The sequence below is a fragment of the Nonomuraea phyllanthi genome, from assembly GCF_006334985.2.
Lineage (GTDB): Bacteria > Actinomycetota > Actinomycetes > Streptosporangiales > Streptosporangiaceae > Nonomuraea > Nonomuraea phyllanthi.
In genome coordinates, this window is sequence record NZ_VDLX02000005.1 from 318,971 (window position 1) to 344,665 (window position 25,695).

Below are 25,695 nucleotides of genomic sequence, written 5' to 3' on the forward strand. Positions count from 1 at the left end.
GGAACCGTCTTGGCCAGAAATGAGGTGCGCCCCGTGATCAAACTCAGATCCACGGCCGGCACCGGCTACACCTACGTGACCAGGAAGAACCGCCGCAACACCCCCGACAGGCTCACCCTGCGCAAGTACGACCCCACCGTCCGCCGGCACGTGCTCTTCCGGGAGGAACGATGAAGAAGGGCATCCACCCCGACTACCACCCCGTCGTCTTCCGCGATCCCGGCGCCGGCTTCGCCTTCCTCACCCGCTCGACGATCAGCAGCGACAAGACGATCGAGTGGACCGACGGCAATACCTACCCGGTAATCGACGTCGACGTGTCCTCGGCCAGCCACCCCTTCTACACCGGCCGCAGCCGCGTCCTGGACACCGCCGGCCGCGTCGAGCGGTTCAACCAGCGCTACGGAAGGACCTGATGTCCGCGTACTGCCTGCTCACCGGCGTCAAACCGGTCTTCGGCAACAACGTCTCCCACTCCCACCGCCGGACCCGGCGCCGCTGGAACCCCAACATCCAGCAGCGCCGCTACTGGCTGCCCAGCGAGGGCCGCCACGTCCGGCTCACCCTCAGCGCCCGCGCGATCAAGACCATCGACAGGATCGGCATCGAGCGGGCCGTCGCCGTGATCCGCGCGAGAGGAGAGAAGATCTGATGGCCAAGAAGAGCAAGATCGCCGCGAACGAGCGGCGCAAGGCCGTCGTCGCCCGCTACGCGGATCGGCGCGCCCGGCTGAAGGAGATCATCCGTACCGGCACGCCGGGGGAGCAGGCCGAAGCGGTCCGGGCGCTGGCCCGCCAGCCGCGCGACGCCAGCGCCACCCGCGTCCGCAACCGCGACTCCGTCGACGGCCGCCCCCGCGGGCACCTGACCCGGTTCGGCCTGTCCCGGGTGCGCTTCCGGGAGATGGCCCACCGCGGCGAGCTGCCGGGTGTCACGAAGGCGAGCTGGTAGCCGTGGCCGTGCCCAAGCGCAGGACCTCCCGCAGCAACACCCGCCACCGCCGCAGCCAGTGGAAGGCCACCGTGCCCGACCTCGTCCCCATCACCGTGGACGGACGGGACCTGCTCGTCCCCCGCCGCCTCGTCCGCGCCTACCAGCGGGGGCTGATCGCCATCAGCTGACGACCTGACCCGGTCACCGGGCTCCTGCCGTGCGCGGAAAGCCGGGCGCGGCGGCACGGCAGGACGCCTGGTGGCCGACACGGTGCTCACTCGATGCTCAGAGAGATGGTGCTCGGAGAGACGGGCCGAGGAAGTGCAGGCCGGGGCGGCCCGTCGGGGAGGTGGTGATCTCGGCCCGCACGCCGTAGACGCGTTCCACCGTCTCCCCGGTGAGGACCTGCTCGGGCGGGCCCGCGGCGACGAGCCGCCCCCGGTGCAGCAGGAGCAGGTGGTCGCAGTACCGGGCGGCGAGATTGAGGTCGTGCAGGGCGGTGACGACCGTGACGGGGATCGCCGCCAGCAGGTCCAGCAGGGCGAGCTGATGGGCGATGTCGAGGTGGTTGGTCGGCTCGTCCAGCAGCAGCTCGGTGGGCTCCTGGGCGAGCGCGCGGGCGATGTTCACCCGCTGGCGCTCCCCTCCGGAGAGCGTGGGCCAGCGGCGCTGCTCCAGCTCGGCCGCACCGCATCGGCCCAGGGCCCGGCGGGCGTACGTCAGGTCCTCCTCGCCGGCGACGGCCGCCAGGCGGCGGTGGTGCGGGATGCGCCCGAGCAGCACCACGTCCAGCACGGTCATCTCCACCTCGGAGCTCACCTCCTGGGCGACCACCGCCATGCGGCGGGCGACCGCGCGCCGCGGCAGGCGGTGCAGGTCGTGGCCGCTGAGGAGGACCGTGCCGCCCTCGGGCCGCAGCAGCCCCGCCAGCAGGCGCAGGAAGGTCGACTTGCCCGAGCCGTTGGGGCCGAGCAGCGCCGTGTGGCCACCGGGAGGGATCTCCACGGTGACCCCGTCGATGACCGGCCGGCCCTGGGCCGTCCACGTGACGTCATGGGCGCGCAGGCTCATGCGCGTGCCTCCTTGGTCCGGCGCAGGACGAGCGCGAAGGCGGGCACGCCGATCAGCGCCGTCAGCATGCCCACGGGTATCTCACGGGGCGCGAACGCGGTGCGGGCGACGGCGTCGGCGGCGAGCAGGAACACGCCGCCGTACAGGGCACAAGCCGGAAGCAGCACGCGGTGCCGGCCCCCGGTCAGGGCGCGGACGGCGTGCGGGACGATCAGGCCGACGAAGCCGATCGCGCCGCTCGCCGCCACCAGCACCGCCGTGGTGAGCGCGGTGACCGTGAACAGGAGCAGCTCCGTCCTGGCCGGGGCGATGCCCAGCGACGCGGCCGCCTCCCGGCCGAAGGCGAACGCGTCCAGCGCGGAGCAGGCCGGCAGGCAGGCGAGCATCCCCGCCGCCGCGACGGCCGCGCACAGGCCGGCACTCGCCCAGCTCGCCGAGGCCAGCGAGCCCAGCAGCCAGAAGGTCACGCCGCGGGTGCTCTGCGCGTCCGCCGCCCAGATCACCGTGAGACTGGTCAGGGCGCTGAACAACTGCGACACCATGACCCCTGCCAGCACGACCCGGACCGTGTTGCCGAACCCGCGGCCGATCACCGCCAGCACGCAGCAGAAGGCGAGCGCGCTTCCGGCGAACGCCCCCGCCGACAGCGCCGCGGCACCCGCGCCCAGGCCCAGGACCAGCACGGCGACCGCCCCGGTCGAGGCGCCCGAGGAGATCCCCAGCAGGTACGGATCGGCCAGCGGATTGCGGGCCAGCGCCTGCAGCACGGCGCCGCACACCGACAGGCCCGCCCCCACCAGCACGGCCAGCAGGACCCGCGGCAGGCGCAGCTCCCAGATGATGCCGTCGTCCAGCGGCGCGAGCGGCTCCACCGGCAGGCCCGCATGGGCGGCGACCGTGCGCACCACGTCGGCGGGCGACAGCCCGGCCGCCCCCACCACCGACGCGGCGGCGATCGACAGCAGCAGGAGCAGCAGGCCGAGGACGATCAGGAGGGCGGCGCCGGGTCGCCGCCTCATCGCCTGGCGAAGACGACGTAGTCGTCGAGGTACTGCCAGACGGTGCCGACCTCGGTGAAGCCGGCGGTACGCAGCGCGGCGTGGTGGAAGGCCGGCGAGGCCGGCGGCTGGGGCGGGCGGCCGGCGAAGCGCCGCTCGCGCTCGGCGACGCGGCCGGCGAGGTCGGGCACGCGCGCGGCCAGGGCCCACCATTCGTCCCAGGTGCCGGCGCCGGCCGTGAAGGCCGCCTGCTGCACCTGCTCGTCATGGCGGGCCGAGATCTCGGCGAGCGCGGGATGCTCCGGCCCGAAGCGGAGGTGGTCGGCGTTGAGCAGCACGGCGCCGGGCCGCAGCAGGGCGGCCAGTTCGGTGTAGACGCCGAGGAGTTGCTGCGGGGACAGCCAGTGCAGGGCGGTGGAGGTCAGGACGGCGTCGAAACGCCACTCGGTGAAGCGCCGGCTCCAGCCGCGTTCGGCGAGGTCCGCGTCGACCACGCGGGCGCGGTCGCCGTACTCGCCGAGCACGGTTTCGGCCAGCCGGGCCAGCACAGGGTCGTAGTCGGTGGCCACCACGCGAGAGGCGGGCACGCGGGACAGCACCCGGTCCGCGATCGAGCCGGGCCCGCAGGCCAGGTCCAGGACGGTCGGCTCGGCGGGGGCGTGCAGACGCAGGACGTCCAGCATGACCTCGAAGCGGTTCTCGCGGTGGGCGACGTAGGCGCTCTGCTGCTCCTCCCAGCGGGCAAGCAGATCGCGGGGGGACAGGGACGCCGTGGGGGCGGTCAAGGTGTTCTCCTTCGGTGGTGCCTCAGCCGTACGGGCCTGGTCGCGCTGCGGGCGTACAGGCTTGGTGGTGCTTCAGCCGTACAGGCGGGCCAGGCCCTGGCCGACCTGCTCGACGGCGGTGACGCTGCGGACGGACGGGTCCACGGATGAACCGGGGACGACGATGAAGCGGTCGTTCTTCACCGCGGTGAGCTTGGAGGCGACGGGGTCCTCGCGCAGGAAGCGCTTCTTGGCCTCGGCGCTGTCGCCGTCGCCGCCGCGGGTGAGGTCGGCGAGCACGATCACGTCGGGGTCGCGGGAGGCGATCTCTTCCCAGCTGCCCTCGGTCCACTGCCGCGCGACGTCGGCGAAGGCGTTGCGGACCCCTAGCAGTGCGGTGATCGTGGCGGGCAGGCCGGTGCTTCCGGCGATGGCGGGCGTCCTGGTCCCGGAGTAGTACCACATGACGGTGGCATCGAGATCCCGTGGTGCCGATCGCTCGGCCGCCTCCAGGCGCTCGCTGAGGCCGGCGACCACCGTACGGCCCCGGTCGGGCACCCCGAAGATCGAGGCGATGTCGCCGATCTCCTTGAAGATCGCCTCGAATTCCGCGGTGGCGGGGATGTCGGCCTGGTTCTCGCAGTCGTTGGACGACAGGTAGGCGGGGATGCCCAGCTTGGCGAGGTCCTGCCGGGCCCCGGCGGCCTCGGGAGCGAACGCCGAGGCGCGCATGGAGTAGACGAAGTCGGGTTTCTCGGCCAGCAGCGCCTCACGGCCCGGGTACTGCCGCGCGAGCACGGGCACGCGGTCGTAGGACTCGCGCAGCGCGGGCAGCACCGGGTCGGTCTGGTAGGCGGTGCCGGCCATGCGGTCGGCCAGCCCCAGAGTCAGCATGATCTCCGCCGCGTTCTGCTCCATGGCGACCGCCCGCCGGGGGACGGCCGGGATCTCCAACGTGATCCCGCAACTCGCCAGCCGGGTGTGCGGAGGAGCGGAGGCGGTGGAGGCCGCTTCGCCAGTGCCGCAGGACCACCGCGACGATCGACACCGCTCGCGGCAGGTCGATGAACCGCTCCCGCGACGGCGGTGTCCGCTCCGCGAGCCGCCGGACCTCTCGCAACGCGGTGCTTATGCCCTGCACCTGCCCAGCAGGCATGGAGGTTCCGGCGGACGGGTGCCGGAACGCCGCGTACGCGGAGCGGCCGGCGGACGGTGTGGCCTGGCCGGAAAGCCCGGCCTCACCGCCGATGCCGCGGATAAGGTGCGGATGGTGATCTTATCTCCCAGGCGCCGGCTCCTGGCCTTCCTCCTGCTCGCCGGCCGGCCGTGGCTGGCGGCCGTCGCCCTTCTCGAGCTGTTCCTCCTGGTGGAGCCGACCGCGGTGGCCCTGGCGATCGGCGAGCTGGTGGGCCGGCTGACGCAGGGCGCGGTCCGGCGCGATGCCGCCTGGAGCGACATCGGGACGCTGCTCGCGCTGCTCGGCGCACTGCTGGTCACGGGCAACGTGCTGCGCTCGATGTCCCAGCCGCTGGCCGAGCGGGTGGGATGGCGGATCGACGCCGCGGTGCGCGAGGAGCTCACCTCCCGGGTGCTGGCGCTGCCGAGCCTGGATCGGGTCGAGGCGGCCGCCGTCCAGGACGAGCTGGCCGTCATGCGCTCGCCGCTGCTGACCTGGACCGACGAGGGCATCGGCGCGGCGGCGGTGGGCCGGTTCAGAGCCGGCCTGACCATGGCGGGCCTGGTGACCGCGATGCTGGTGCTCTCCTCCGTGGTGTGGTGGTGGGGTCCGGCGACGGTCGCGGCGGCGCTGCTGCTGGGCCGCTACCGGTCCGGCATGTGGCGGGAGTTCTTCAAGGTCGTGTCCGGCACCATGCCGGCGGCGATGCGCGGACGCGCGTGGGCCGCGATGCTGTCGGACAACCGGGACGCCAAGGAGGTGCGGGTCTTCGGGCTGACCGGCTGGCTGGAGGAACACGCGGAGGAGAACATCGCCGACGCCGCGCGGCGGGTCGTCGACGCGAGGACCGCCCTGCTCCGGCGTGAGATGTCGGTCTTCCTCGGGTGGGCGGCGACCGCGTCGGTGGTGTACGTGGCGGTGGCCACCTCCGGCGAGGCGTCGGTCGGCCGGATCGCCGCGGCCGTCGGCGCGGTCTCCGCCATGTTCGTCATCTCCATGTCGAGCCAGGGTGAGGACATGGACGAGGTCGCGATGCCCGCGGTGGACGCGGTCACCCGGATTCGCGCCCTCGCGCCCGAGGTGACGCCGCCGCCCGCACCGGACGGAGCGCGCGAGATCGTCCTGCGGGACGTGGTCTTCGAGTACGGGCAGGTCCGCGTGCTGAACGGCGTGACGCTGACCCTCCGGCCCGGCGAGGTGATCGCGGTCGTGGGCGTGAACGGCGCGGGGAAGACGACCCTCGCCAAGCTCCTCACCGGGCAGTATCGGCCGAAGAGCGGCACTCTGGTCATCGAGCCCGCGGCGTACGCGGTCTACCAGGACTTCAACCGCTACGAGCTGAGCGCGTACGAGAACATCAGGATCGCGGCGCCGGAGGCGACACGGGAGCAGGTCGAGGCGGCGGCCGTCGCGGTGGGAGCGGCGGCGCTGATCGAGAGGCTGCCCCGAGGGTGGGCCACGGTCCTCTCGCCCAAGTACGCCGGCGGCGCCGACCTGTCCGGCGGGCAGTGGCAGAAGATCGCCCTGGCCCGGGCGGCGCTGGCGGCCGCTCGCGGGGCGCGGCTGCTCGTGCTGGACGAGCCGACCGCCAACCTGGACATCGAGGCGGAGCTGGAGACCTTCGACCGGATCCGCCAGGTCCGCGGGCGGGCGGCCGTGGTTCTCATCTCGCACCGGTTCTCCACGGTGCGCAAGGCGGACCGGATCGTCGTGCTGTCCGGCGGGCGGATCACCGAGGACGGCACCCACGACGACCTGCTCGCCGCAGACGGGGAGTACGCGCGCATGTTCCGCCTCCAGGCCCGGCAGTTCAAGGAGAGCGCATGAAGGTCGCCGAGATCCGTACCCTGCTGGGCGAGTGCCTGCGCCACGCGCCGGGCAGGACGTGGCTGCTGCTGGCCCTGATCCCGCTGCTGGCGCTGAGCCCCGGGTTGACCGCGCTGGGCCTGCGGTGGATCGTCGACGGCGTCCTGTCCGGGTCCCGCCCGCTGCTCGTCGGCGGAGCGGTCTGCGCCGCGACCGCGGGCGCCTTCGTCCTGGCCGGCGGACGAGTCGTCCAGGTGCAGACCGGCCTGCTGGGCAGCGAGGTCGGCACCGTCCTGGACCGGCGGATCATGCGGTGGTGCGCGACCCTGCCGACCACCGCCCACCTGGAGGACACCGGGTCGCTGCGCCGGATCGAGCAGATCCGCGGGCTGGGCCCCCGCACCATCGTCACCTCCATGTCCTTCCTGGGCGTGGCGCAGAGCGGACTCTGGCTGGTCGTCACGGCGATCCTGCTGGCCGGGGTGCATCCCCTGCTGCTCGTCCTGCCTCTCTTCGCGCTGCCGTCGATTCTGGTCACCCGTACCGCCTCCCGCAGGACCGAGGCGGCCAGGGTGCGGACCGCCGAGCACAACCGGGCCGAACAGCACCTCTTCACCACGATCACCGAGGCCACCTCGGCCAAGGAGCTCCGGCTCGGCAGCTCCGGCATTCACGCCGCGGCGCTCGCGCGCGGCCTGCGCGAGGAGCGGACCGCGATCCTGTGGCGGGCCACGCTCACCGTCACCGGCCTCCACCTCATCGGCTCGCTCGTCTTCGTGGCGGCCTTCATCGGGGCGCTGCTGCTCACCGCCCGGCTCGCGCTCTCCGGAGCGGTCAGCGCGGGCGCGCTGCTGCTGGTGGCCACGCTCGGCGGCCAGATCAGAGGCCAGCTCGACCTGCTCACCATGGCGATCACCCGCTCCGCCCGCGGGCTGACCATGGCGGGGCACTACCTCTGGCTACGCGGCCTGTACGAGGCGAGCACCACCGGCACGCTCTCCCCGCCTGAGCGGCTCCGCGACGGCATCACCCTGTCCGGCGTGGACTTCTCGTACGGCGGGCCGCCCGTGCTGCGCGGCATCGACCTGCGCCTGCCGTCCGGGGCCACGGTGGCGCTGGTCGGCGACCACGGCAGCGGGAAGACGACGCTGGTCAAGCTGCTGTGCGGGTTCTGCCGGCCCACCGGCGGAACCGTCACGGTGGACGGCACGCCTCTCACCGAGATCGACCCCGCGGCCTGGCGGGAGCGCGTGACCTCGGCCTTCCAGGACTTCAGCCGCTTCCCGTTCCTGGCCCGTGAGGGCGTCGGCGTGGGCGACCTGCCCAGGATGCACGAGATCGCGGAGGCCGCCGAGAAGGGCGGCGCCGCCCAGGTCTTCGCCCGCCTGCCGGAAGGCTAGCGGACCCGGCTCGGCAAGGTCCTCGGTGACGGCGTCGAGCTCTCCGGCGGCCAGTGGCAGAAGATCGCCCTGTCCCGGGCGTTCATGCGCTCCACGCCGCTTCTCGCCGTGCTCGACGAGCCGACGGCCGCCCTGGACGCGGCCAGCGAGCACGAGGTCTACCAGCGGTACGCGGAGGCGGCCCGGGAGTGGCAGCACGCCACCGGCGGCATCACCCTGCTGGTCTCGCACCGCTTCGCCACCATCCGGATGGCCGACCTGATCGTCGTGCTCGACGGCGGCCGCGTCATCGAATGCGGCACGCACGCCGAGCTCATCGCTCGCGCGGGCCGATATGCCCGCCTGTACGACCTGCAGGCCTCCGCCTACGAGTGACCACCTGGGACGACGGCGCTAGTGGCGCGCTAGGGAGCGGCTAGCGCGATCGAGAAGTATCCCCGCCGTGAGTCTTCTGCTCGTCGCGTGCCAGGTGCTGATCGGGGCCGTGTTCGCGGTCTCCGCGTTCACCAAGCTCCGCGGCCGCGCTGCCATGCGGTCGTTCGCGTCGTCCCTGACGATGCTGCCCGCGCGCCTCCGCCTTGCGGCGGCCGGCGTGGTGGCGGCGGGTGAAGCGGCCGTGGCCGCGCTCATGGTGGTCCCACGGGCGGGCCTGCCCCTGGCGGGGGTCCTGCTGTGCGGGTTCTGCGCCGTGATCGTCATCACGATGCGGCAAGGTCTGCGGGTGCCCTGCCGCTGCTTCGGCTCGTCGGGCTCCCACCTCGGCCCGGTGCACCTGGTCAGGAACGGCCTGCTGCTGACCGTGGTCGCCCTCGGCTGGACGGCGCTCGCCGTCTCCGGCGCGCCGCCCACCGTGGCGCAGCTGGCGATAGCGGTGCCCGCGGGCCTGGCCGGGGCGATCCTGATGATCGCCTGGGACGACATCGCTGATCTGTTCAAGGAAACCTCGGGGAGTGTGTGATGCCCTATCTGATTGCCGCGTCCGTCCTGGTCGGGCTGCTGAGCCTGGTCAACCTGCTGCTGCTCATCGGCGTGATCCGGCGGCTGCGCACGATGCGGGACACCTCCCGGATGCCGCTGGAGGGACTGCAGCCCGGTGAGGCGATCCCCGACTTCACCGCCACGGCCACCGACGGCGCGCCGGTCTCCGCGGCGTACCTGGAGGGGCGCGCCCTGATCGGCTTCTTCTCCCCTGGCTGCGGGCCCTGCAAGGAGCTGCTGCCGCGGTTCGTCGAGCAGGCCGAGCAGGCGCCGGGCCCGGTGCTCGCCGTCGTGGTCGCCACCTCGCAGGACGATCCCGCGGCGGACATCGCGCGGCTGGAGAAGGTGGCGCGCGTGGTGAGCGAGGCGCCCCAGGGCCCGGTCCAGCAGGTGTTCAAGGTCTCCGGCTACCCGACGGTGATCGCGACGGACGCCACGGGCACGGTGGTCTTCAGCGACGCGGACGTGCCGTCCCCGGTTCACGCATGATCGGTGCGGCCCGCGCGGCGGCCGACGTCGCGCTGCGGACGGCACCGGGCATGCTGGCCGCGTACGTCCTGGTGATGCTGGTCGAGGCGGTCACGCCGATCGCGATGGCCTGGCTGACCAAGCTGGTCGTGGACGACCTGGCCGGCGGCGGCCCGGCAGCGGAGCTGATCTCGCTCGCCGTCGCGCTGGCCGTGACCGGCGTGCTCATCGCGGCGCTTCCCCAGGTCAGCCAGTATCTGGGCAGCCAGATGGCCAGGGCGTTCACCGCGCGGACCACGGCGCAGCTGTTCACGGCGACCCTGCGCTTCGCCGGCCTGAAGCCCTTCGAGGACCCGGACTTCCACGACCGGCTGCGGCTCGCGCAGAGCAGCCTGCAGTCCGGCCAGAGCATCGTCGCCGGCTCGTTCGGCACCATCCGGTCGTCGATCACCCTGGTGGGGATGGTCGGCTCGCTCCTGGTGATCAGCCCGATCCTGACCGGGATCGTCCTGCTGACCGGAGTCCCCGCCCTGGTGGCCCAGCTGCGGCTGTCCCGCCGCCGCGCCTCCCTGATGTGGGAGATCGGCCCGACGGAGCGCCGCCAGATGTTCTACGGGTCGCTGCTGGGTACCGTCGAGGCCGCCAAGGAGATCAGGCTGTTCGACAGCGGCAGGTTCCTTCGCGGCCGGATGATGACCGAGCTGCGGACCGCCAACGCCGCCCACCGCCGGATGGACCTCAGGGAGCTGGCCGTCGAGGGCGCTCTGACGCTGATGGGCGCGGCGGTCGCCGGGGGCGGGCTGGTCTGGGCCGTGGCCGCCGCCAGGTCCGGCGCGCTGAGCGTGGGCGACGTGTCCCTGCTGATCGCGGCCGTGGCGGCGGTCCAGGGCGCACTCCACAACCTCGTCAGCGGCATCGCCGCCCTGCACCAGGACCTGATCCTGTTCGGCCACTACGTGGCGGTGACCCGGGCGGGCTCCGACCTGCCGGTCCCCGCCGAGCCCCGGCCACTGCCCCGGCTGAGCCACGGCATCGAGTTCTCCGACGTCTGGTTCCGCTACAGCGACCGGCATCCGTGGATCCTGCGCGGCGTGAACCTGTTCATCCCCGCCGGCCGGGCGGTGGCCGTCGTGGGCCTGAACGGCGCGGGCAAGAGCACCCTCGTCAAGCTGCTGTGCCGGTTCTACGACCCGCAGCGCGGCTCCATCACCTGGGACGGCGTGGACATCCGCCTGGTCCGCCCGGAGGACCTCCGGCATCGCCTCACCGGCCTCTTCCAGGACCACATGACCTACGACATGTCCGCGGCCGACAACGTCTCCATCGGCTTCGTCGCCGCCCGCGACGATCGCGAACGCATCCGCGCCGCCGCCCGGAGAGCGGGCATCGACGACAAGCTGGTCTCCCTTCCGCGCGGCTACGACACCCTGCTCACCAGGGTGTTCTTCGAGGAGGACGAAGCCGACGATCCCGAGATCGGCGTGCAGCTCTCCGGCGGCCAGTGGCAGCGCACCGCGCTCGCCAGGGCCATGTTCCGCGGCCACCGCGACCTGATGATCCTGGACGAGCCCTCCGCCGGGCTCGACCCCGAGGCGGAGGCCGACGTGCACGCCAGGACCCGGCACCAGCGCGAGGGCGCCACGAGCGTGCTCATCAGCCACCGGCTCAACACCGTCCGCGACGCCGACCACATCGTGGTCCTGGAGCACGGCCGCATCGTCGAGGCGGGGACCCACGACGAGCTCATGACCGCCGGCGGCCGGTACGCGCGCCTGTTCGGCCTGCAGGCCCAGGGGTACGCCGAGCCGCCCCGGGCAGTGGTCTCGTGACGCTCTGGCTCCTGCCAGGCGCGTGCCTGCTCGTCGCCCTGCTGGTACGGCTGCGCCGCACGTACTCGATCGTCCGCGTCGACGGCGACAGCATGGCCCCGGCCCTGGCCGACGGGGACAGGGTCCTCGCCCGCCGCGTCCCGCCGTCCCGGCTGCGGCGCGACCAGATCGCCGTGGTCGTAGACCGGTTCTCCGGCGGCGCGGGCTTCGTCATCAAGCGCATCGCCGCGCTCCCGGGAGACCGGGTGCCCGAGATCGCGAAGGACGTCATCGCCGACGAGCGGGTGCCCGAGGGGCGGCTCGTCCTGCTCGGCGACAACCCGAGCACGAGTTTCGACTCCCGTGCCCTCGGCTTCTTCGCGATGTCCGATGTCCACGCCGTCACCGTCAGGAAGGTGACGGCGCTGACCCAAGACGAAGGAGAAGGATGAAAACCATAGGAACACTGGCGGACCGCGCCCTGAGCTGGGTGATCCCCGCGGAAAGGGCCTCCGCCGTCACCTGCCCGTACGACGGCTACTCCTACTGGACCCGGTGCTACTACAACCCCGGCTGCAGCAGCGGGTACGAGAAGACGAAGCGCACCTGCTACTGCCCGCCGAACGGCGGTTGCTTCTGGTACAAGTACCCCTCGCGGAAGTGCTGCTGACCAGGTAGCGGCGGCAGCGGCCGGGCGCGCTCCGGCGACGGGGCCCGCCCGGCGCATCCCGCGGCAGGCACCGGGGGTGAGGCGCGCGTCACATTCACGCGGCGGGCGTCACACTCCCGGGCGCGCGGGACCTCTCAGGGGTGACCATCCACCCCCTAGGGAGGACACATCATGACGATCCTCGTCACCGGAGCCACCGGAACCGTCGGGCGCCACCTCGTCCGGCACCTGCTGGAGCGCGGCGCGCGCGTGCGCGCCCTGACGCGGGACCCCGCGACCGCGGCCCTCCCCGAGGGCGTCGAGGCGGTCGCGGGCGACCTCGCCGACACCACCACGCTGGAGCCCGCCTTCGACGGGGTCACCGCCGTGCACCTGATCAACTTCGCCGGCGACTACCGGCCGCTCCGCAACGGCGGGCAGATCGTGGACCTCGCCGTACGGGCCGGCGCCCGCAGGGCGACGGTGCTGGGCGGCTGGCGGGAGGGCACGCTGGAGCCCGCGGTCAGGGCGAGCGCCCTGGAGTGGACCGTGCTCAACCCGGTGAACTTCATGGCCAACGTCCTCACCGACTGGGGCGAGGCGCTGCGGAGCGGCGACCGGGTGCGCGAGCCGTACGGCGACCGCAAGAGCCCGGCGATCCACGAGGCCGACATCGCCGGCGTGGCCGCCACCGTGCTGGCGGAGGGCGGGCACGGCGGCGCGTCCTACCACCTCACCGGTCCGGAGGTGCTGACCGCCCGCCGGATGCTCGCGATCATCGGCGAGGCGACGGGCCGCCGGCTGCGGTTCGAGGAGCTCACGCCCGAGCAGGCGCGCGAGGAGTGGAGCCGGCCGGGGGAGCGGCCGGACCTGGCCGTCTTCCGGGCCTTCAACCAGGACCCTTCGGTCACCGCGGCGGACGTGGTGGAGATCGTCCTGAGGATGTACGCGGCGCCGAACGAGTACGCCACCACCCTGACCGGCCACGTGGAGCAGGTCACCGGCCGGCCGCCGCGCACGTTCGCGCAGTGGGCGGCCGAGCACGCCGCGGCCTTCCGGAGGCGGTGACCTCCCATGTCCACCGCCTATGTCGTCACCGCACTGGTGACCGTCGCCGCCAACGCCTTCTCCGGCTTCGCGGCCATGACCAGGCTCGGGCCGGTCATGCGCGTGCTCAGCCCGGCGCTGGCCAGGGCCGGCGTGCCGGAGTCGTGGCTGGTCTGGCCGATCGGCGCGCTGAAGGCGCTGGGCGCGCTCGGGCTGGCCGTCGGCCTGGCCGGTGTGCCGCTCGTCGGGACCGCTGCCGCCGCCGGTCTCGTGCTCTACTTCGTCTGCGCCCTCTACACCCACCTGCGCGTGAGCGACTTCTCTCCGCAGTTCTACCTGGCGATCGCGTTCCTGGGGCTGGCGGTGGCCACGCTGGCGCTCGACCCGGCGCTGCTGCTCGACCCCTGACCGCCCCTGCCCGGCCGCCGGCGAGGTGGCAAACTCTAGAAGTACGTACTATTCTCCAACTTTACTATGAATGATGTACACATCTTTGACACCGACGCGGACGGGCGCCTCTTCGATCCGCGGGTCAGAGCGTCCATGGCCCGGTTCATCGACGGCGACCTGCCGGTCTTCGAGGCGGGCGCCGCCGTGCGCACCGCCTATCACGCCGTCGAGCGCATGCGCTCCCACGGCTCCGAGGGCAGAGGGGTCAGCGCGGGCGCCCTCGACCTGCTGATCCGGCTCGGCGCCGCCGACCAGGGCATCAGCATCGGCGACCTGGCCAGGGCCGCCGGGGTCAGCTCCCGAAATGTCACAGGACTGGTGGACACGCTCGAACGCGACGGGCTGGTGCGCCGCGTTCCCGATCCGAAGGACCGGCGCTCGGTCCTCGCCGAGATCACGCCCGCCGGGCAGGCGTGGATCGAGGCGTTCCGCGAGCCGTCGCGCCTGGCGATGCGGGCCATGTTCGAGGGCTTCGCGCCCGAGGAACTCGTCGTCTTCCGCGACCTGTGCCTGCGCCTGGCCGCCAACCAGCACCGCCTCGCCGACCGCCTTCGCCAGATCGGATCCCGGCCGTGACCGCCCGGGAGCGGACCCGCCGCGCCGTACGCGGCTATCACGAGGCCCGCTTCCGCGGCGACGTGGACGCGGCGGCGGCGCACGTGGGGGAGCCGTTCCGGTTCCGGAGCCCGTTCATCGACTCCGCCGACAGGACGGGCCACCTGGCCACCCTGCCGGGGTTCGTGTCGATCGTGACCGGGGTCGAGCTCATCAGCGAGTTGTACGGCGACACCGAGGCGACGCTCGTGTACGACGTGCACACCGCCACACCGGCCGGCACGCAGCGCACGGCCGAGCACTTCCGCCTGGAGGACGGCAAGATCGTTTCGATCATGCTGGTGTTCGACGCCTCGCCCTGGCAGCCGATGAAGGCGCACATCGAGCCGTGAGGCGACGGGACGGCGCTTCATCGGCCGCCGGCCGTCCGGTCAGCCGACGGTGGCGGGCCGGGCGGGCAGCGGAATCCGGGTCCAGCCCCTGGCGTCGACGGTGTCCCGGCCTGTCGTAGGGGTCGCGGTCGATGTAGCGGCGGACCGAAGTGCACCGTACGCAGCCTGCCGGCGAAGCGGGCGGCTCTGCTCCAGTCGCCGTGGGCGTGCTTGATGCGCTCGGCGGCGCGGGAGAAGCCGGCCCCGCGCATCCGCGGCCTCAGGAAGCGTCGCGGTACAGGTCCCGTCTCTCGGGCAGCGTCTCGAGGCCGGCCGACCGGTAGGTGGCGACGGCGCCGACGTTGGAGCTCGGGGTGCACACGACCACGCTGGACGAACCCGACTCCCGCAGCGCGTGCGCCGCGGCGAGCGTGATCGCCCGGCCGTAACCGTGGCGGCGGTGGTCCCGGTGCACCCCCATCGGCTCGATCAGCCCCGGCCGGCCTTTACCCGCCGGCCACACCGCCACGGCCGCCACCGCCTCGCCCTTCTCATGGCGGATGACGAGGCACCGCGCGCCGGCGTACGGCGCGCCCGCCGCCATCGCGTGCCAGCGCTCCTCGGTGAACGTCGATCCGTCGAACGACGCGCGCAGGACAGCGGCCCACTCGCGCGCCCGCTCCGGCCCGATCACCTCGACGGGAACGCCGGGGTCGGGCACCGGGGCGCCGAGGTCACGCCGGAGCGGTGTCCACGGCTCGCCGCTCTCCCAGCCGCCCTCCAGCAACAGGTCCTGGACCAGCGCGCCCGTCGGCGCCTCGACGTGCACCTTGCCATCGGGGAGCACACCGTGCTCGGGCGCCGACACGTCCTGGGCCACCTGCCGGGCCACCTCCCGGTCGCGGAACGCCTCGGGCGCGAACGCCAGCCGCAGCAGGTCCGCACCGTCCAGCAGCCCGACCGCCACGACCTTCCCGGCCCGGCTCCAGGTTCGCGTGGCCTCCGCCGTCCGCTCCGCGCCGAACCGCCAGAACCACCCCACATCGCCCGGATGCAGCTGCACGGGCGCCGCGTCGTCCTGCCACTCCCGCAACACCCGCACCACGTCACCGAGGGCGCCGGCCTCCGGCCGCCCCATCTCGATCGCCATCCCTCGATCACACACCACCCCACCGGCCCGGCGCATCCGGATTTCCCGGCGTTGCGGGGCCCTGGAGCTCGCCGATCGGGACGGGGCACGGGCTGGTACAGGCACCGTGATGGCGTGCCATGGGCGTCCCGTGTGCCTGTGCTGACGTTTGCCGCTCGTTGGTACTGAGCCACCCTTGTGCCGGTAATGACCCGATAGGGATGGGATTGCGGTGCTTTTGATCATGAGGGGGTGATCAATGGTGAACGCATGGCATCGCTACTCGATCCGGGCCCGCCTGGCCATGGTGGCCACCGCCGCCATGGCCGTGATCTGCACCGCCGTCGCGGTGTTCGTCCTGCTGGAGGCCCACCACGCGGCCGTCGAGACCCGTGCGGATCAGCTGGCCGCCCACGCCGTGGCCTTCGGCAGCCGGGCGCGCCGGCAGGCGATCTCGCCGCGCCTCCTGCGGATCGGCTCGGGGCGGGTGGTGCAGGTGCTCAACCCGGCCGGCGCCGTCGTGCTGTCCACGCCCGGGATGGCGGGCAAGCCGCCGATGACCACGCTGCGCCCCGACCCCGACGCGTACACCACCACGCGCTCGTGCGGCGGACCGGTGTTCCCCGGCCGGTGCATGATCGTGCTGGCCTATCCGTTCCACCGCGCCGACGGCGTCTGGCAGCTCAACATGGCCGTCCCCGACATCCCCTGGTACGTCGGACCCCGCGTCCTGGCGCCCCTGGTCGCGGGCTGGCTGCTGCTCGTCGGAGCCACCGCCGCGGGCAGCTACCGGATCGTCGGCAAGACCCTGGAGCCGGTACGCGCCATCAACGGCAAACTCTCCCAGATCACCGCCAGCGACCTGGGCCACCGGGTTCCGGTGCCGAACTACCGGGACGAGCTGCGGGACCTGGCCGAGTCCGCGAACCGTACGCTGGACCGCGCCCAGTCGGCGGTCGAGCAGCAGCTCCGCTTCGCCTCCGACGCCTCCCACGACCTGCGCAACCCGCTGACCGCCATGCGGACGCGGATCGAGGAGATGCTGATGTGCCCGGGGGAGAGCGACTGGCCGGGGACCGCGGACGCGCTGCTGGACAGCGTGGAACGCATGCAGGCCCTGGTCGGCGACCTGCTGGAGACGGCGCGGCTGGACGCCGGCGTGACCGGCCGGCGCGAGGAGCTCGGCCTGACCGAGCTGGTGCGGTGCGAGGTGGAACGGCACCCCCGCAAGGTCGCCGTACGGCACCGCCTCGCCCCCGGGGTGATCGTGAACGGCGAGCGGGTGGGGCTGACCAGACTGCTGAACAACCTACTGGACAACGCCGAACGGCACGCCGCCTCCGCCGTCACCGTGACCCTGGAGCACCGTCCCGGGACGGCGGTGCTGGAGGTGTGCGACGACGGCGAGGGCGTCGCGCCCGAGCAGCGGGAGGTCATCTTCACGCGGTTCGCCCGGCTGGAGGCCTCCCGCGTCAGGGACCCCGGCGGCACCGGGCTCGGGCTGCCGATCGCGCGGCAGATCGCCGAAGCCCACGGCGGCACCCTGACCATGGAGGACAGCCCTCGCGGCGCGCGGTTCGTCCTCCGCCTGCCCGCCATGTGCGCGGGCCCTCCCTCCGGCGGGACGCTCGTGCCCGCCGATCCGGCGGCACCCGGCAAGTGAACTTTACCGGTCAGCCGGTATAGTTTCCGCCGTGCCGCGATCAGGCTCGAACGTACGGCTCCTCGGGCTCGGCGAACCCGGCGCGGCCCCGCACCAGCAGACCAGGCGCTACCTGATGGAGGAGATCGGCCGTGCTACGGGTCACCAAGGCGTCGGCGCCACGGGCCTGGCGAGCCTGCACCTGCTGCGCCGGGGCTCCCCGTTGGGTTCGGGGCTGATGCTGGTCTCGCTCGTGCTGACCATGGCCTCCGGCCTGATGGCGATCGCGTTCTGGACCCTGCGCGGCGACTTCTCGCTGATGTGGTGGCTGCCGAACCTCTACCTCATGCTCTTCCCGATCCCCGCGATCGTCCGCCTCGCGCGGGCGCGGCCGGACCTCGCCGCCTCGTCCGGATGGCCGCGGTGTCTTGATGGCCGCGGTCAGGTGAGGCCCGCGTCGTGGGCGAGCAGCGCGATCTGGGTGCGGTTGTCCAGGCCGAGCTTGGTCAGGATGCTGGAGACGTGCGCCTTGACGGTCGTGACGCCCATGGCGAGCTCCGCGGCGATGTCGGCGTTCGTCCGGCCGCGCGCGATCGCGAGGGCCACCTCGTGCTCGCGCGGGGTGAGGGCGGCCAGCGCGGCACGCGCCCGCTCGTAGGCGCCGGCCTGCGCGACCGCGCGCTCCATCAACCGCCGGGTGACGCGCGGGGACAGGATGGCGTCGCCCGCCGCGATCCGGGTGACCGCCTCCACGATCTGCGGCGGCGGCGTGTCCTTGAGCAGGAACCCGCTGGCGCCGGCCCGCAGCGCGTGCAGGATGTTCTCGTCGGTGTCGAAGGTGGTCAGCACGATCACCTCCGGCGGGCGGGCGCGGGCGCGCAGCCGGCGGGTGGCGGTGATGCCGTCGACCCGCGGCATCCGCAGGTCCATGAGCACGACGTCGGGGGCGTGGGCGTCGGTGGCGGTGACGGCCTCCTGGCCGTCGGCCGCCTCGCCGACGACGGTGATGCCGGCGGCGCCGTCCAGCATCATGGACAGCCCGGCACGGACCAGGGCGTCGTCGTCGACCAGCAGCACGCGGATCACGCGGGCCATGGTAACCGGGCCCGGAACACGCGGCTCGCGGCGGTCATGGCCGGCCGGATCCGGAGCACGCGGCTCGCGGCCTTCATGGCCGGCCGGATCCGGAGCAGCGGATCACGCCGGCCACGGTAGCCAGGCCTGGAGCCGGAAGCGCCCGCCGGTGCTCTCGTGGTCCAGTTGCCCGCCGGCCAGCCGGACCCGCTCGGTGAGCCCCACCAGCCCGAGGCCGCTGCCGGGCGCGGCCGGGTCCGAGCCGGGCGCGGGCAGCGGGTTGCTGACGTCGATCAGCAGGCGCGCGCCGGGAGCGCCGCGCAGCAGCACCTCCACCGGCTGGCCGGGGGCGTGCTTGCGGGCGTTGGTCAGCGCTTCCTGGACGACGCGGTAGCCGGTCCTCGCGGCGGCGGGCGGGGCGGCGCCGGAGGTCTCGTCGCTGATCCGTACGGACTGGCCCGCCCCACGCGCCTCGTCGGCCAGGCGCGGCAGGTCGGCCAGCCCGAGCCGGGGCTCCCGCTCGTCCAGCAGGTCGTCCTCCTCGCGCAGCAGGCCGATCACCTGCCGCAGCTCCTCCAGCGCCTGGTGCACCCCGGTGCGGACCACCCCGGCGGCGCGGGCGAGCTGGTCGGGGGAGGAGTCGGGACGGTACTCCAGCGCCCCGGCGTGGGTGGCCACCAGGGACAGGCGGTGGGCCAGCACGTCGTGCATCTCGCGGGCGAGCCGGCGGCGCTCGGCCATGCGCGCCTCGGCGACACGCCTGCCCTGCTCGGCCTCGGCGCGGCGGGCCCGCTCGCGCAGCGACATGAGCAGGGCGTGGCGGGAGCGGGCCAGCGCGCCCCAGCCGAGCAGCGCGCCGTACGAGGCGAAGATCAGCACCAGCCACCAGGTCAGTGAGATGCCGGAGTTCGGCCGCCACAGCCCCTGGACGACGTGGGCCGCCATGCCCGCCGCCGTCACCGCAGCCGCGACGGGGAACGGCCTGCGCCGGGCCACCTGCACCGCCGCCATCGTCGCCGCCGGCGTGGCGACCGGGGAGGCCACGGCGAGGACGGTGGCGGCGAGCGCCCCGGGGACCGGCCACCACAGCTGGGCGAGGGCCGCGGCCAGGCTCGCCACCGCGACCGCGAGGTCCAGCTCCGGCATGGGCCCGCCGGACAGGCCCCACCAGGTCACGGCGGTCAGCCCGCCCACCCCGAGGACCACGATCGTCACGGCCACGATCCACCGCGGGTATCCCATCACGCTCACCGGGCCAGGGTAGTCACCGGTACGGCGGCGCCATCACCTACCAAAGTCGGAGGCCGGCCCCACCGGCGGAGGACGAAGTCCGGCCGCGCGCCCGATGTGGCGGCCCGCCCCGCCCGGCCAGGCTGTCCGGCATGAACACCCCCATGAGAAGACTCCTCCTCACCGTGATCGGCGCACCGGCGGCCGCCCTGGCCGTGTGGGCCCTGGCGGTGCCGCTGGCCGGAATCACGCTGACCGCGCGGATGGGCGCCGCCCCGCAGCCGGTCGGCCCCGTGCTCGTCATCGTGGCCAGCCTGGTGGCCGGGCTCGCCGGCTGGGCGCTGCTGGCCGTCCTGGAACGCCGGGCCACCCGGCCCGGCCGCAACTGGACGATCATCGCGCTCGTCGTGCTCGTCCTGTCCCTGTCCGGCCCGCTCACCAGCGCCGTCGGCGCCGCTGCGACGGTGGTACTGCTGCTCATGCACCTGGTCGTGGGCGCCGTCCTGATCCCCGGGCTGGTACGCGCGGCCACCTGACCCCCGCCCGTCCGCGAGGCGCAATCGCCACGCGGCCGGGACCGTCGCGCGCGGCCTGCCGGCGGCTGAAGGGGGCCTGGGTCAGCTGGTGACGCGGGCCAGCACGATTCCGCCGACGATCAGGGCGAGCGCCGCTATCCTTCCCACGGAGACGGGGTCGTCGTGGAGCACGGCGCCCAGGACGATCGCGCCGACGGCGCCGATGCCGGTGAAGACGGCGTACGCGGTGCCGACCGGCAGCGTGTTCATGGCCTGCGAGAGCAGCCAGACGGCGGCGGCCATCAGCACCAGGCAGACCAGCGTGGGAACCGGGCGGGTGAAGTTGTGCGTCGGCCTGATGCTCTGCGACCACGCCACCTCCACCAGCCCGGCCAGCAGCAGGACCAGCCAGCTCACCGGGACACCTCCTTGATCGCCGCCGCCAGGGACTCCTCGTGCCGGTCGCGCAGGTGCGCCAGCGCCGGGTCCAGCCGGGCGTTGACCAGCTCGGCGTGGACGAACGTCACGTCCTCGACGCGGAAGTGGCCCCGGAAGAAGTCGCGCAGGTAGCGCTCCTGGTGGTCGTACGGCTCGCGCGGTGTGCCAGGGCCGTACGCGCCGCCGCGCGCGCCGGTCACCACGAACGACCGGCCCGCCAGCGACATCTTCGGGAACGTGATCTGGTCGATCCAGGCCTTGAGCGACGACGGGATCGAGTAGTTGTACATCGGCGTGCCGATCAGCACGACGTCGGCGGCCACCACCTCGTCGAGCAGCGGTTCCACAACCGCCCACGCCTCGCGCCGGGCGGGCGTGCGGACCGCCTCCCGGTAGCGGGAGATGTCGGTGATCTCGTGTTCCAGGATGTGGTCGCACAGCTCGGTCCACGCCTCGCCGATGTGCGGCACGGGCCGCGCGGCCAGGTCGCGGTAGACGTATCCGGCCTCGGGATGGGCGGCCCGCCAGGTCTCGGCGTACAGGTGCGACAACCTGCGCGAGATCGACGCGCGGCGGGCGCTGGCGTCCAGGTGCAACAGCATGATTTCTCCCCTTATAAGTGGACACCATGTCCGCATCACTATAAGCGGACATCGTGTCCATATACAATCCGTGGCATGGAGAGAGCCGACGCCGCGCGCAACCGCGCCAGGATCCTGGAGGCGGCCGCCCTGCTCTTCGCCGAGAAGGCGCCGCAGGACGTGACGATGGACGACATCGCGAAGAAGGCCGGGGTGGGCCGGGGCACGCTCTACCGCCGCTACCCCGACCGGGCCTCGATCGCCGTCGCCCTGCTCGACGAGCACGAGCGCGACCTGCAGGAGCGGCTGATCCGGGGCGACCCGCCGCTGGGTCCCGGCGCGCCGCCCGCCGAGCGGCTGGCCGCCTTCTACGCCGCCATGGTCCGGCTGCTGGAGGACCACCGGCACCTGGTGCTCGGCTCGGAAGTGGGCCGCTCCCGCTTCGAGACCGGCGCGTACGGGTTCTGGCGCGCCCACGTGCGCGCGCTGCTGGCCGCCGCCGGCACGCCCGGCCCCGACGCGCTGACCGACGTGCTGCTCGCGCCCCTGGCCCCCGAGGTGTACGGCTACCAGCGCGACGTGCTCGGGCTGACCCCCGCCCGGATCACCGCGGCGCTGGCGAGGCTCACGGCCACCCTCGCCCCCGGCGCCACGTGACCAGGGAAAGGGGCCGGCGGCGCGGGCGGCCGGATCGGTCAGGAATGGAGAAGCACCGGTCGCGGAGCCGCGACTAACGTCATGGGCAACGGCGCATCCGACCGACCATCAGGAGAAACCATGTCCACCCTGGGAATCAAGACCGTCCTGCACCCCGTGTCCGACCTGGAGAAGGCCAAGACGGTGTACACAGCGCTGCTCGGCACCCCGCCGCAGGCCGACTCGTCCTACTACGTCGGCTACGAGGCCGAGGGCCAGCACATCGGGCTGGTCCCGAACGGCGGGCCGCAGGGCATGACCTCGCCGGTGGCCTACTGGCACGTGACGGACATCGAGGCCAAACTGGCCGAGCTGACCGCCGCCGGGGCCACCGTCAAGGAGGCCGCGCACGACGTCGGCGGCGGCCGGCTGGTGGCCACCGTCACCGACCCCGACGGCAACGTCCTCGGACTGGTCCAGGACCAGTGATCGCACCGGCACCGGCCGCCCTCAGGCAGACCCATCAGGTAGACCCATCAGGTAGACCCATCAGGTAGACCCATCGGGTAGACAGGGAGCCGGTGCCATGGCCGCGCCGGCCGGGAGCCGGCAGCAACCGAGCCACCGAGAGCCGACGAGACCGCGAAGCAGATGGAGCCACGATGACCACGCCCACGAGGACGGACCCGCAGTCGCGCGAGCCGCACGTCGCCGACAGCCACGATCTGATCCGCGTGCACGGCGCGCACTCGAACAACCTCAAGGACGTCAGCCTCGATCTCCCGAAGCGCCGGTTGACGGTGTTCACCGGCGTCTCCGGCTCGGGCAAGAGCTCGCTGGTGTTCGACACGATCGCCGCCGAGTCGCAGCGGCTGATCAACGAGACCTACAGCACCTTCGTCCAGGGCTTCATGCCGTCGCTGGCGCGGCCGGAGGTGGACGTCCTCGAAGGGCTGACGACCGCGATCATCGTGGACCAGCAGCGGATGGGCGCCGATCCCCGCTCCACGGTCGGCACCGCCACCGACGCCAACGCGATGCTGCGCATCCTGTTCAGCAGGATCGGGCAGCCGCACATCGGCCCGCCCAGCGCGTTCGCGTTCAACGTCCCGTCGGTGCGGGCGAGCGGCGCGATCACCGTCGAACGCGGCGCGGGCAGCAAGGCCGTGAAGGCGACCTTCAACCGCCTCGGCGGCATGTGCACGCGCTGCGAGGGCCGCGGCACGGTCTCCGACATCGACCTCACGCAGCTCTACGACGACACCAAGTCGATCGCCGAGGGCGCGTTCACCATCCCCGGCTGGAAGTCGGACAGCTTCTGGACCGTGCGGGTCTACGCCGAGTCGGGCCTGCTCGACCCGGACAAGCCGATCCGCGAGTTCACCAAGGAGGAGATGCGCGACTTCCTGTACAGGGAGCCGACCAAGGTGAAGGTCGAGGGCGTGAACCTCACCTACGAGGGGCTGATCCCCAAGATCCAGAAGACGTTCCTGTCCAAGGACAAGGAGGCGATGCAGCCGCACATCCGGGCCTTCGTGGAGCGGGCGGTCACCTTCACGACCTGCCCCGACTGCGACGGCACCCGGCTCAGCGCGGAGGCCCGGTCGTCGAAGATCGACGGGGTCACCATCGCCGACGCGTGCGCGATGCAGATCAGCGACCTGGCCGACTGGGTCCGCGGCCTGGACGAGCCGTCGGTGGCGCCGCTGCTCGCCACGCTGCGGCGCACCCTCGACTCGTTCGTGGAGATCGGGCTCGGCTACCTGTCGCTCGACCGGTCCTCGGGCACCCTGTCGGGCGGCGAGGCGCAGCGGGTCAAGATGATCCGTCACCTCGGCTCCTCGCTCACCGACGTCACGTACGTCTTCGACGAGCCGACCGCCGGTCTGCACCCCCACGACGTCCAGCGGATGAACAAGCTGCTGCAGCGGCTGCGCGACAAGGGCAACACGGTGCTCGTCGTGGAGCACAAGCCGGAGACGATCGCGATCGCCGACCACGTCGTCGACCTCGGCCCCGGCGCCGGCACGGCGGGCGGCACCGTCTGTTTCGAGGGCACCGTCGAGGGACTGCGGGCCAGCGGCACCATCACCGGCCGCCATTTCGACGACCGGGCCGTCCTGAAGGAGACCGTGCGCCGATCCACCGGCGCGCTGGAGATCCGCGGCGCGACCACGCACAACCTGCGCGGCGTCGACGTCGACATCCCGCTCGGCGTGCTCGTGGTCATCACCGGCGTGGCCGGCTCGGGCAAGAGTTCGCTCGTGCACGGGTCGATCCCCGCCGGCGCGGGCGTGGTCTCGGTCGACCAGGGCGCGATCCGCGGCTCGCGCAGGAGCAACCCGGCCACGTACACCGGGCTGCTCGACCCGATCCGCAAGGCGTTCGCGAAGGCCAACGGCGTGAAGCCGGCGCTGTTCAGCGCCAACTCCGAGGGCGCCTGCCCCGCCTGCAACGGCGCCGGCGTCATCTACACCGACCTCGGGATGATGGCCGGCGTGGCCACCACCTGCGAGGAGTGCGACGGCAAGCGCTATCAGGCCGCCGTGCTGGAGCATCACCTCGGTGGCCGCGACATCAGCGAGGTGCTCGCGATGTCGGTGACCGAGGCCGAGGAGTTCTTCGGCGCGGGCGACGCGCGCACGCCGGCCGCGCACGCCATCCTCCGCCGGCTCGCCGACGTCGGGCTCGGCTACCTGAGCCTCGGCCAGCCGCTCACCACGCTGTCCGGCGGCGAGCGGCAGCGGCTCAAGCTGGCCACCCACATGGCCGAGAAGGGCGGCGTGTACGTGCTGGACGAGCCGACCAACGGCCTGCACCTCGCCGACGTGGAGCAGTTGCTCGGCCTGCTCGACCGGCTGGTCGACTCGGGCAAGTCGGTCATCGTCATCGAGCACCACCAGGCGGTGATGGCGCACGCCGACTGGATCATCGACCTGGGCCCCGGCGCCGGTCACGACGGCGGCCGGATCGTCTTCGAGGGCACCCCCGCCGACCTGGTCGCCGCCCGCTCCACCCTGACGGGGGAGCACCTGGCGGCCTACGTCGGCGCCTGACCGGGCGGGCGTCCGCCCCCTCGGCTCATCTGGCGAGGGGCTGGGTGAAGCGCAGCAGGTTGCCGGCGGGGTCGCGGAAGGCGCAGTCGCGCACGCCGTAGAACTGGTCCATCGGCTCCTGCAGCACCTCGCCGCCCGCGGCGCTGATGCGCTCGAAGGTGGCGTCGCAGTCGTCCGTCTCGAAGATGACGCCGCGCAGCAGGCCCTTGGCCAGCAGCTCCATCATGGCCTGCTTGTCGGCGGGTGACGCGTTGGGATCGGCGGCGGGCGGCTCCAGGACGATGTTCACGTCCGGCTGCGAGGGCGACCCGACGGTCACCCAGCGCATCCCCTCGTAGCCGACGTCGTCACGCACCTCGAGGCCGAGCGCGTCGCGGTAGAAGGCGATCGCCTTGTCGTGGTCGTCGACGGCGATGAAGCAGTGGGCGAGCTTGATGTCCATGCCGTTCAGGTTACGGCCGGGTCGCGGAGCCCGCTTCCCCGTTCTTGACCGGCCGGGTGTGGACCATGACCATGCACGCCGGGATCGCGGCGCCCTGGTCGTGGTCCCTGGCCCGGTAGGCGCTCGGGCTCTCGCCGACCAGCTGGGTGAAGCGCGAGCTGAACGACCCCAGCGACGTACAGCCGACCGCGAAGCAGACCTCGGTCACCGTGAGGTCGCCGCGCCGCAGCAGCGCCTTGGCCCGCTCGATGCGGCGGGTCATCAGATAGCTGTAGGGCGTCTCGCCGTACGCGGCGCGGAAGCTGCGGGAGAAGTGGCCGGGCGACATCAGCGCCTCGCGCGCCAGCGCCGGGACGTCGAGCGGCTCGGCGTAGTCGCGGTCCATCCGGTCGCGGGCCTTCCGCAGCCGGACGAGGTCGTCGAGGTCCTGCCGTTTCACCCGCCCAGTCTCCCACAGCCCCGCGGCGGGGGAGCAGG

Annotated in this window: 31 protein-coding genes and 2 pseudogenes; 22 read left to right on the forward strand and 11 right to left on the reverse strand. The window is 73.0% G+C overall.

Going from position 1 to position 25,695, the window contains the following annotated elements; all coding sequences use genetic code 11:
• Positions 1 to 9: 9 nt before the first annotated feature.
• The 5 genes from rpmG to rpmF are packed head-to-tail and all read left to right on the forward strand — an operon-like array spanning position 10 to position 1,121.
• The gene (gene rpmG, locus FH608_RS15785) at positions 10 to 174 is read left to right on the forward strand and encodes a 50S ribosomal protein L33 (RefSeq protein ID WP_139631237.1); all 165 of its coding nucleotides are present in this window, start codon (positions 10 to 12) and stop codon (positions 172 to 174) included.
• On the forward strand, positions 171 to 416 hold the full coding sequence (locus FH608_RS15790; protein ID WP_139631238.1) for a type B 50S ribosomal protein L31: 246 nt from the start codon (positions 171 to 173) through the stop codon (positions 414 to 416). The genes rpmG and FH608_RS15790 overlap by 4 nt, the downstream gene beginning before the upstream one ends.
• Positions 416 to 652, forward strand: coding sequence for a 50S ribosomal protein L28 (gene rpmB / locus FH608_RS15795; protein ID WP_139631239.1), 237 nt, complete (start codon positions 416 to 418; stop codon positions 650 to 652). The genes FH608_RS15790 and rpmB overlap by 1 nt, the downstream gene beginning before the upstream one ends.
• The gene (rpsN, locus tag FH608_RS15800; protein ID WP_139631240.1) at positions 652 to 951 is read left to right on the forward strand and encodes a 30S ribosomal protein S14; all 300 of its coding nucleotides are present in this window, start codon (positions 652 to 654) and stop codon (positions 949 to 951) included. The genes rpmB and rpsN overlap by 1 nt, the downstream gene beginning before the upstream one ends.
• A 2-nt stretch (positions 952 to 953) precedes the next feature.
• On the forward strand, positions 954 to 1,121 hold the full coding sequence (gene rpmF, locus FH608_RS15805) for a 50S ribosomal protein L32 (protein WP_139631241.1): 168 nt from the start codon (positions 954 to 956) through the stop codon (positions 1,119 to 1,121).
• Positions 1,122 to 1,218: 97 nt separating this feature from the next.
• On the opposite strand, the gene FH608_RS15810 is transcribed toward rpmF, so the two are convergent.
• The 4 genes from FH608_RS15810 to FH608_RS15825 all read right to left on the reverse strand — a co-directional run bounded on the left by FH608_RS15810 (position 1,219) and on the right by FH608_RS15825 (position 4,720).
• Entirely contained in the window at positions 1,219 to 2,004 is a 786-nt protein-coding gene (locus FH608_RS15810; protein ID WP_139631242.1) for an ABC transporter ATP-binding protein, read from the reverse strand.
• A complete protein-coding gene (locus FH608_RS15815) occupies positions 2,001 to 3,023 on the reverse strand; it encodes a FecCD family ABC transporter permease (RefSeq protein WP_139631243.1) in 1,023 nt (340 codons plus the stop codon). The genes FH608_RS15810 and FH608_RS15815 overlap by 4 nt, the downstream gene beginning before the upstream one ends.
• Entirely contained in the window at positions 3,020 to 3,787 is a 768-nt protein-coding gene (locus tag FH608_RS15820; protein WP_226899572.1) for a class I SAM-dependent methyltransferase, read from the reverse strand. Before FH608_RS15820 ends, FH608_RS15815 begins: the two co-directional genes overlap by 4 nt.
• A 72-nt stretch (positions 3,788 to 3,859) precedes the next feature.
• Entirely contained in the window at positions 3,860 to 4,720 is an 861-nt protein-coding gene (locus FH608_RS15825) for an ABC transporter substrate-binding protein (RefSeq protein ID WP_193318441.1), read from the reverse strand.
• Positions 4,721 to 5,033: 313 nt separating this feature from the next.
• Here FH608_RS15825 and FH608_RS15830 point away from each other — a divergent pair, with 313 nt between their 5' ends.
• The 11 genes and pseudogenes from FH608_RS15830 (at position 5,034) to FH608_RS15885 (ending at position 14,496) form a co-directional block, all read left to right on the forward strand.
• A complete protein-coding gene (locus tag FH608_RS15830; protein WP_139631245.1) occupies positions 5,034 to 6,770 on the forward strand; it encodes an ATP-binding cassette domain-containing protein in 1,737 nt (578 codons plus the stop codon).
• Positions 6,771 to 7,165: 395 nt separating this feature from the next.
• Positions 7,166 to 8,524, forward strand: a pseudogene (locus tag FH608_RS54370) (ATP-binding cassette domain-containing protein).
• A 67-nt stretch (positions 8,525 to 8,591) separates the two neighbouring features.
• Positions 8,592 to 9,107, forward strand: coding sequence for a MauE/DoxX family redox-associated membrane protein (locus tag FH608_RS15845; RefSeq protein ID WP_193318442.1), 516 nt, complete (start codon positions 8,592 to 8,594; stop codon positions 9,105 to 9,107).
• On the forward strand, positions 9,107 to 9,616 hold the full coding sequence (locus tag FH608_RS15850; protein WP_139631249.1) for a TlpA family protein disulfide reductase: 510 nt from the start codon (positions 9,107 to 9,109) through the stop codon (positions 9,614 to 9,616). Before FH608_RS15845 ends, FH608_RS15850 begins: the two co-directional genes overlap by 1 nt.
• Positions 9,613 to 11,424 (forward strand): ABC transporter ATP-binding protein, encoded by a 1,812-nt coding sequence (locus FH608_RS15855; protein ID WP_139631250.1) that lies wholly within the window; start codon positions 9,613 to 9,615, stop codon positions 11,422 to 11,424. Before FH608_RS15850 ends, FH608_RS15855 begins: the two co-directional genes overlap by 4 nt.
• On the forward strand, positions 11,421 to 11,855 hold the full coding sequence (locus tag FH608_RS15860) for a S26 family signal peptidase (RefSeq protein WP_139631251.1): 435 nt from the start codon (positions 11,421 to 11,423) through the stop codon (positions 11,853 to 11,855). The genes FH608_RS15855 and FH608_RS15860 overlap by 4 nt, the downstream gene beginning before the upstream one ends.
• The gene (locus FH608_RS15865; RefSeq protein ID WP_139631252.1) at positions 11,852 to 12,073 is read left to right on the forward strand and encodes a hypothetical protein; all 222 of its coding nucleotides are present in this window, start codon (positions 11,852 to 11,854) and stop codon (positions 12,071 to 12,073) included. The genes FH608_RS15860 and FH608_RS15865 overlap by 4 nt, the downstream gene beginning before the upstream one ends.
• 171 nt (positions 12,074 to 12,244) lie before the next feature.
• The gene (locus tag FH608_RS15870; protein ID WP_139631253.1) at positions 12,245 to 13,120 is read left to right on the forward strand and encodes an NmrA family NAD(P)-binding protein; all 876 of its coding nucleotides are present in this window, start codon (positions 12,245 to 12,247) and stop codon (positions 13,118 to 13,120) included.
• 6 nt (positions 13,121 to 13,126) lie between these two features.
• The gene (locus FH608_RS15875; RefSeq protein ID WP_139631254.1) at positions 13,127 to 13,507 is read left to right on the forward strand and encodes a DoxX family protein; all 381 of its coding nucleotides are present in this window, start codon (positions 13,127 to 13,129) and stop codon (positions 13,505 to 13,507) included.
• A 135-nt stretch (positions 13,508 to 13,642) separates the two neighbouring features.
• On the forward strand, positions 13,643 to 14,125 hold the full coding sequence (locus tag FH608_RS15880) for a MarR family winged helix-turn-helix transcriptional regulator (protein ID WP_226899573.1): 483 nt from the start codon (positions 13,643 to 13,645) through the stop codon (positions 14,123 to 14,125).
• Positions 14,122 to 14,496, forward strand: a complete 375-nt coding sequence (locus tag FH608_RS15885) for a nuclear transport factor 2-like protein (protein WP_139631256.1) — start codon at positions 14,122 to 14,124, stop codon at positions 14,494 to 14,496. The genes FH608_RS15880 and FH608_RS15885 overlap by 4 nt, the downstream gene beginning before the upstream one ends.
• A gap of 259 nt (positions 14,497 to 14,755) precedes the next feature.
• Here the strand turns inward: FH608_RS15885 and FH608_RS15890 are convergent, their stop codons facing one another.
• Positions 14,756 to 15,625, reverse strand: coding sequence for a GNAT family N-acetyltransferase (locus FH608_RS15890; RefSeq protein WP_139631257.1), 870 nt, complete (start codon positions 15,623 to 15,625; stop codon positions 14,756 to 14,758).
• A 238-nt stretch (positions 15,626 to 15,863) separates the two neighbouring features.
• On the opposite strand from FH608_RS15890, the gene FH608_RS15895 reads away from it, so the two are divergent.
• Both FH608_RS15895 and FH608_RS54375 read left to right on the forward strand, forming a co-directional pair.
• On the forward strand, positions 15,864 to 17,267 hold the full coding sequence (locus FH608_RS15895) for a sensor histidine kinase (protein WP_139631258.1): 1,404 nt from the start codon (positions 15,864 to 15,866) through the stop codon (positions 17,265 to 17,267).
• A gap of 115 nt (positions 17,268 to 17,382) precedes the next feature.
• Positions 17,383 to 17,616: pseudogene (locus FH608_RS54375) on the forward strand (DUF5360 family protein); the annotation flags it as partial.
• A gap of 71 nt (positions 17,617 to 17,687) precedes the next feature.
• On the opposite strand, the gene FH608_RS15900 reads toward FH608_RS54375, so the two are convergent.
• Entirely contained in the window at positions 17,688 to 18,341 is a 654-nt protein-coding gene (locus FH608_RS15900; RefSeq protein ID WP_139631259.1) for a response regulator, read from the reverse strand.
• A 102-nt stretch (positions 18,342 to 18,443) separates the two neighbouring features.
• Entirely contained in the window at positions 18,444 to 19,562 is a 1,119-nt protein-coding gene (locus FH608_RS15905) for a sensor histidine kinase (protein ID WP_139631522.1), read from the reverse strand.
• A gap of 152 nt (positions 19,563 to 19,714) precedes the next feature.
• On the opposite strand from FH608_RS15905, the gene FH608_RS15910 reads away from it, so the two are divergent.
• Positions 19,715 to 20,086: a DUF6069 family protein gene (locus FH608_RS15910; protein ID WP_226899574.1), complete on the forward strand. Its 372-nt coding sequence runs from the start codon at positions 19,715 to 19,717 to the stop codon at positions 20,084 to 20,086.
• An 81-nt stretch (positions 20,087 to 20,167) separates the two neighbouring features.
• Here FH608_RS15910 and FH608_RS15915 read toward each other — a convergent pair whose 3' ends face one another.
• Positions 20,168 to 20,482 (reverse strand): DMT family transporter, encoded by a 315-nt coding sequence (locus tag FH608_RS15915; RefSeq protein ID WP_139631261.1) that lies wholly within the window; start codon positions 20,480 to 20,482, stop codon positions 20,168 to 20,170.
• Positions 20,479 to 21,105, reverse strand: a complete 627-nt coding sequence (locus FH608_RS15920; RefSeq protein ID WP_139631262.1) for an FMN-dependent NADH-azoreductase — start codon at positions 21,103 to 21,105, stop codon at positions 20,479 to 20,481. Before FH608_RS15920 ends, FH608_RS15915 begins: the two co-directional genes overlap by 4 nt.
• Positions 21,106 to 21,180: 75 nt before the next feature.
• On the opposite strand from FH608_RS15920, the gene FH608_RS15925 reads away from it, so the two are divergent.
• The 3 genes from FH608_RS15925 to FH608_RS15935 all read left to right on the forward strand — a co-directional run bounded on the left by FH608_RS15925 (position 21,181) and on the right by FH608_RS15935 (position 24,776).
• Positions 21,181 to 21,741, forward strand: a complete 561-nt coding sequence (locus FH608_RS15925) for a TetR/AcrR family transcriptional regulator (protein WP_139631263.1) — start codon at positions 21,181 to 21,183, stop codon at positions 21,739 to 21,741.
• 120 nt (positions 21,742 to 21,861) lie between these two features.
• Positions 21,862 to 22,209, forward strand: a complete 348-nt coding sequence (locus FH608_RS15930) for a VOC family protein (RefSeq protein WP_139631264.1) — start codon at positions 21,862 to 21,864, stop codon at positions 22,207 to 22,209.
• Between the two features lie 173 nt (positions 22,210 to 22,382).
• Entirely contained in the window at positions 22,383 to 24,776 is a 2,394-nt protein-coding gene (locus FH608_RS15935; RefSeq protein ID WP_139631265.1) for an ATP-binding cassette domain-containing protein, read from the forward strand.
• 25 nt (positions 24,777 to 24,801) lie between these two features.
• Here the strand turns inward: FH608_RS15935 and FH608_RS15940 are convergent, their stop codons facing one another.
• Both FH608_RS15940 and FH608_RS15945 read right to left on the reverse strand, forming a co-directional pair.
• Complete coding sequence (locus tag FH608_RS15940) at positions 24,802 to 25,218, reverse strand: VOC family protein (protein ID WP_139631266.1); 417 nt, start codon at positions 25,216 to 25,218, stop codon at positions 24,802 to 24,804.
• Between the two features lie 10 nt (positions 25,219 to 25,228).
• Positions 25,229 to 25,603, reverse strand: a complete 375-nt coding sequence (locus FH608_RS15945) for a helix-turn-helix transcriptional regulator (RefSeq protein ID WP_226899622.1) — start codon at positions 25,601 to 25,603, stop codon at positions 25,229 to 25,231.
• Positions 25,604 to 25,695: the final 92 nt, after the last annotated feature.

Bases quoted from the DNA above. Each gene is read 5' to 3' on its own strand.
- FH608_RS15875 (WP_139631254.1), top strand. From the start codon at position 13,127: ATGTCCACCGCCTATGTCGTCACCGCACTGGTGACCGTCGCCGCCAAC.
- FH608_RS15850 (WP_139631249.1), top strand. From the start codon at position 9,107: ATGCCCTATCTGATTGCCGCGTCCGTCCTGGTCGGGCTGCTGAGCCTG.
- FH608_RS15910 (WP_226899574.1), top strand. From the start codon at position 19,715: ATGAGAAGACTCCTCCTCACCGTGATCGGCGCACCGGCGGCCGCCCTG.
- rpmB (WP_139631239.1), top strand. From the start codon at position 416: ATGTCCGCGTACTGCCTGCTCACCGGCGTCAAACCGGTCTTCGGCAAC.
- FH608_RS15940 (WP_139631266.1), bottom strand. From the start codon at position 25,218: ATGGACATCAAGCTCGCCCACTGCTTCATCGCCGTCGACGACCACGAC.
- rpsN (WP_139631240.1), top strand. From the start codon at position 652: ATGGCCAAGAAGAGCAAGATCGCCGCGAACGAGCGGCGCAAGGCCGTC.
- FH608_RS15890 (WP_139631257.1), bottom strand. From the start codon at position 15,625: ATGGCGATCGAGATGGGGCGGCCGGAGGCCGGCGCCCTCGGTGACGTG.
- FH608_RS15895 (WP_139631258.1), top strand. From the start codon at position 15,864: ATGGTGAACGCATGGCATCGCTACTCGATCCGGGCCCGCCTGGCCATG.
- FH608_RS15935 (WP_139631265.1), top strand. From the start codon at position 22,383: ATGACCACGCCCACGAGGACGGACCCGCAGTCGCGCGAGCCGCACGTC.
- FH608_RS15880 (WP_226899573.1), top strand. From the start codon at position 13,643: ATGGCCCGGTTCATCGACGGCGACCTGCCGGTCTTCGAGGCGGGCGCC.
- FH608_RS15830 (WP_139631245.1), top strand. From the start codon at position 5,034: ATGGTGATCTTATCTCCCAGGCGCCGGCTCCTGGCCTTCCTCCTGCTC.
- FH608_RS15790 (WP_139631238.1), top strand. From the start codon at position 171: ATGAAGAAGGGCATCCACCCCGACTACCACCCCGTCGTCTTCCGCGAT.
- FH608_RS15905 (WP_139631522.1), bottom strand. From the start codon at position 19,562: ATGGGATACCCGCGGTGGATCGTGGCCGTGACGATCGTGGTCCTCGGG.
- FH608_RS15920 (WP_139631262.1), bottom strand. From the start codon at position 21,105: ATGCTGTTGCACCTGGACGCCAGCGCCCGCCGCGCGTCGATCTCGCGC.
- FH608_RS15870 (WP_139631253.1), top strand. From the start codon at position 12,245: ATGACGATCCTCGTCACCGGAGCCACCGGAACCGTCGGGCGCCACCTC.
- FH608_RS15925 (WP_139631263.1), top strand. From the start codon at position 21,181: ATGGAGAGAGCCGACGCCGCGCGCAACCGCGCCAGGATCCTGGAGGCG.
- FH608_RS15945 (WP_226899622.1), bottom strand. From the start codon at position 25,603: ATGGACCGCGACTACGCCGAGCCGCTCGACGTCCCGGCGCTGGCGCGC.
- FH608_RS15815 (WP_139631243.1), bottom strand. From the start codon at position 3,023: ATGAGGCGGCGACCCGGCGCCGCCCTCCTGATCGTCCTCGGCCTGCTG.
- FH608_RS15855 (WP_139631250.1), top strand. From the start codon at position 9,613: ATGATCGGTGCGGCCCGCGCGGCGGCCGACGTCGCGCTGCGGACGGCA.
- FH608_RS15810 (WP_139631242.1), bottom strand. From the start codon at position 2,004: ATGAGCCTGCGCGCCCATGACGTCACGTGGACGGCCCAGGGCCGGCCG.
- FH608_RS15900 (WP_139631259.1), bottom strand. From the start codon at position 18,341: ATGGCCCGCGTGATCCGCGTGCTGCTGGTCGACGACGACGCCCTGGTC.
- FH608_RS15930 (WP_139631264.1), top strand. From the start codon at position 21,862: ATGTCCACCCTGGGAATCAAGACCGTCCTGCACCCCGTGTCCGACCTG.
- FH608_RS15865 (WP_139631252.1), top strand. From the start codon at position 11,852: ATGAAAACCATAGGAACACTGGCGGACCGCGCCCTGAGCTGGGTGATC.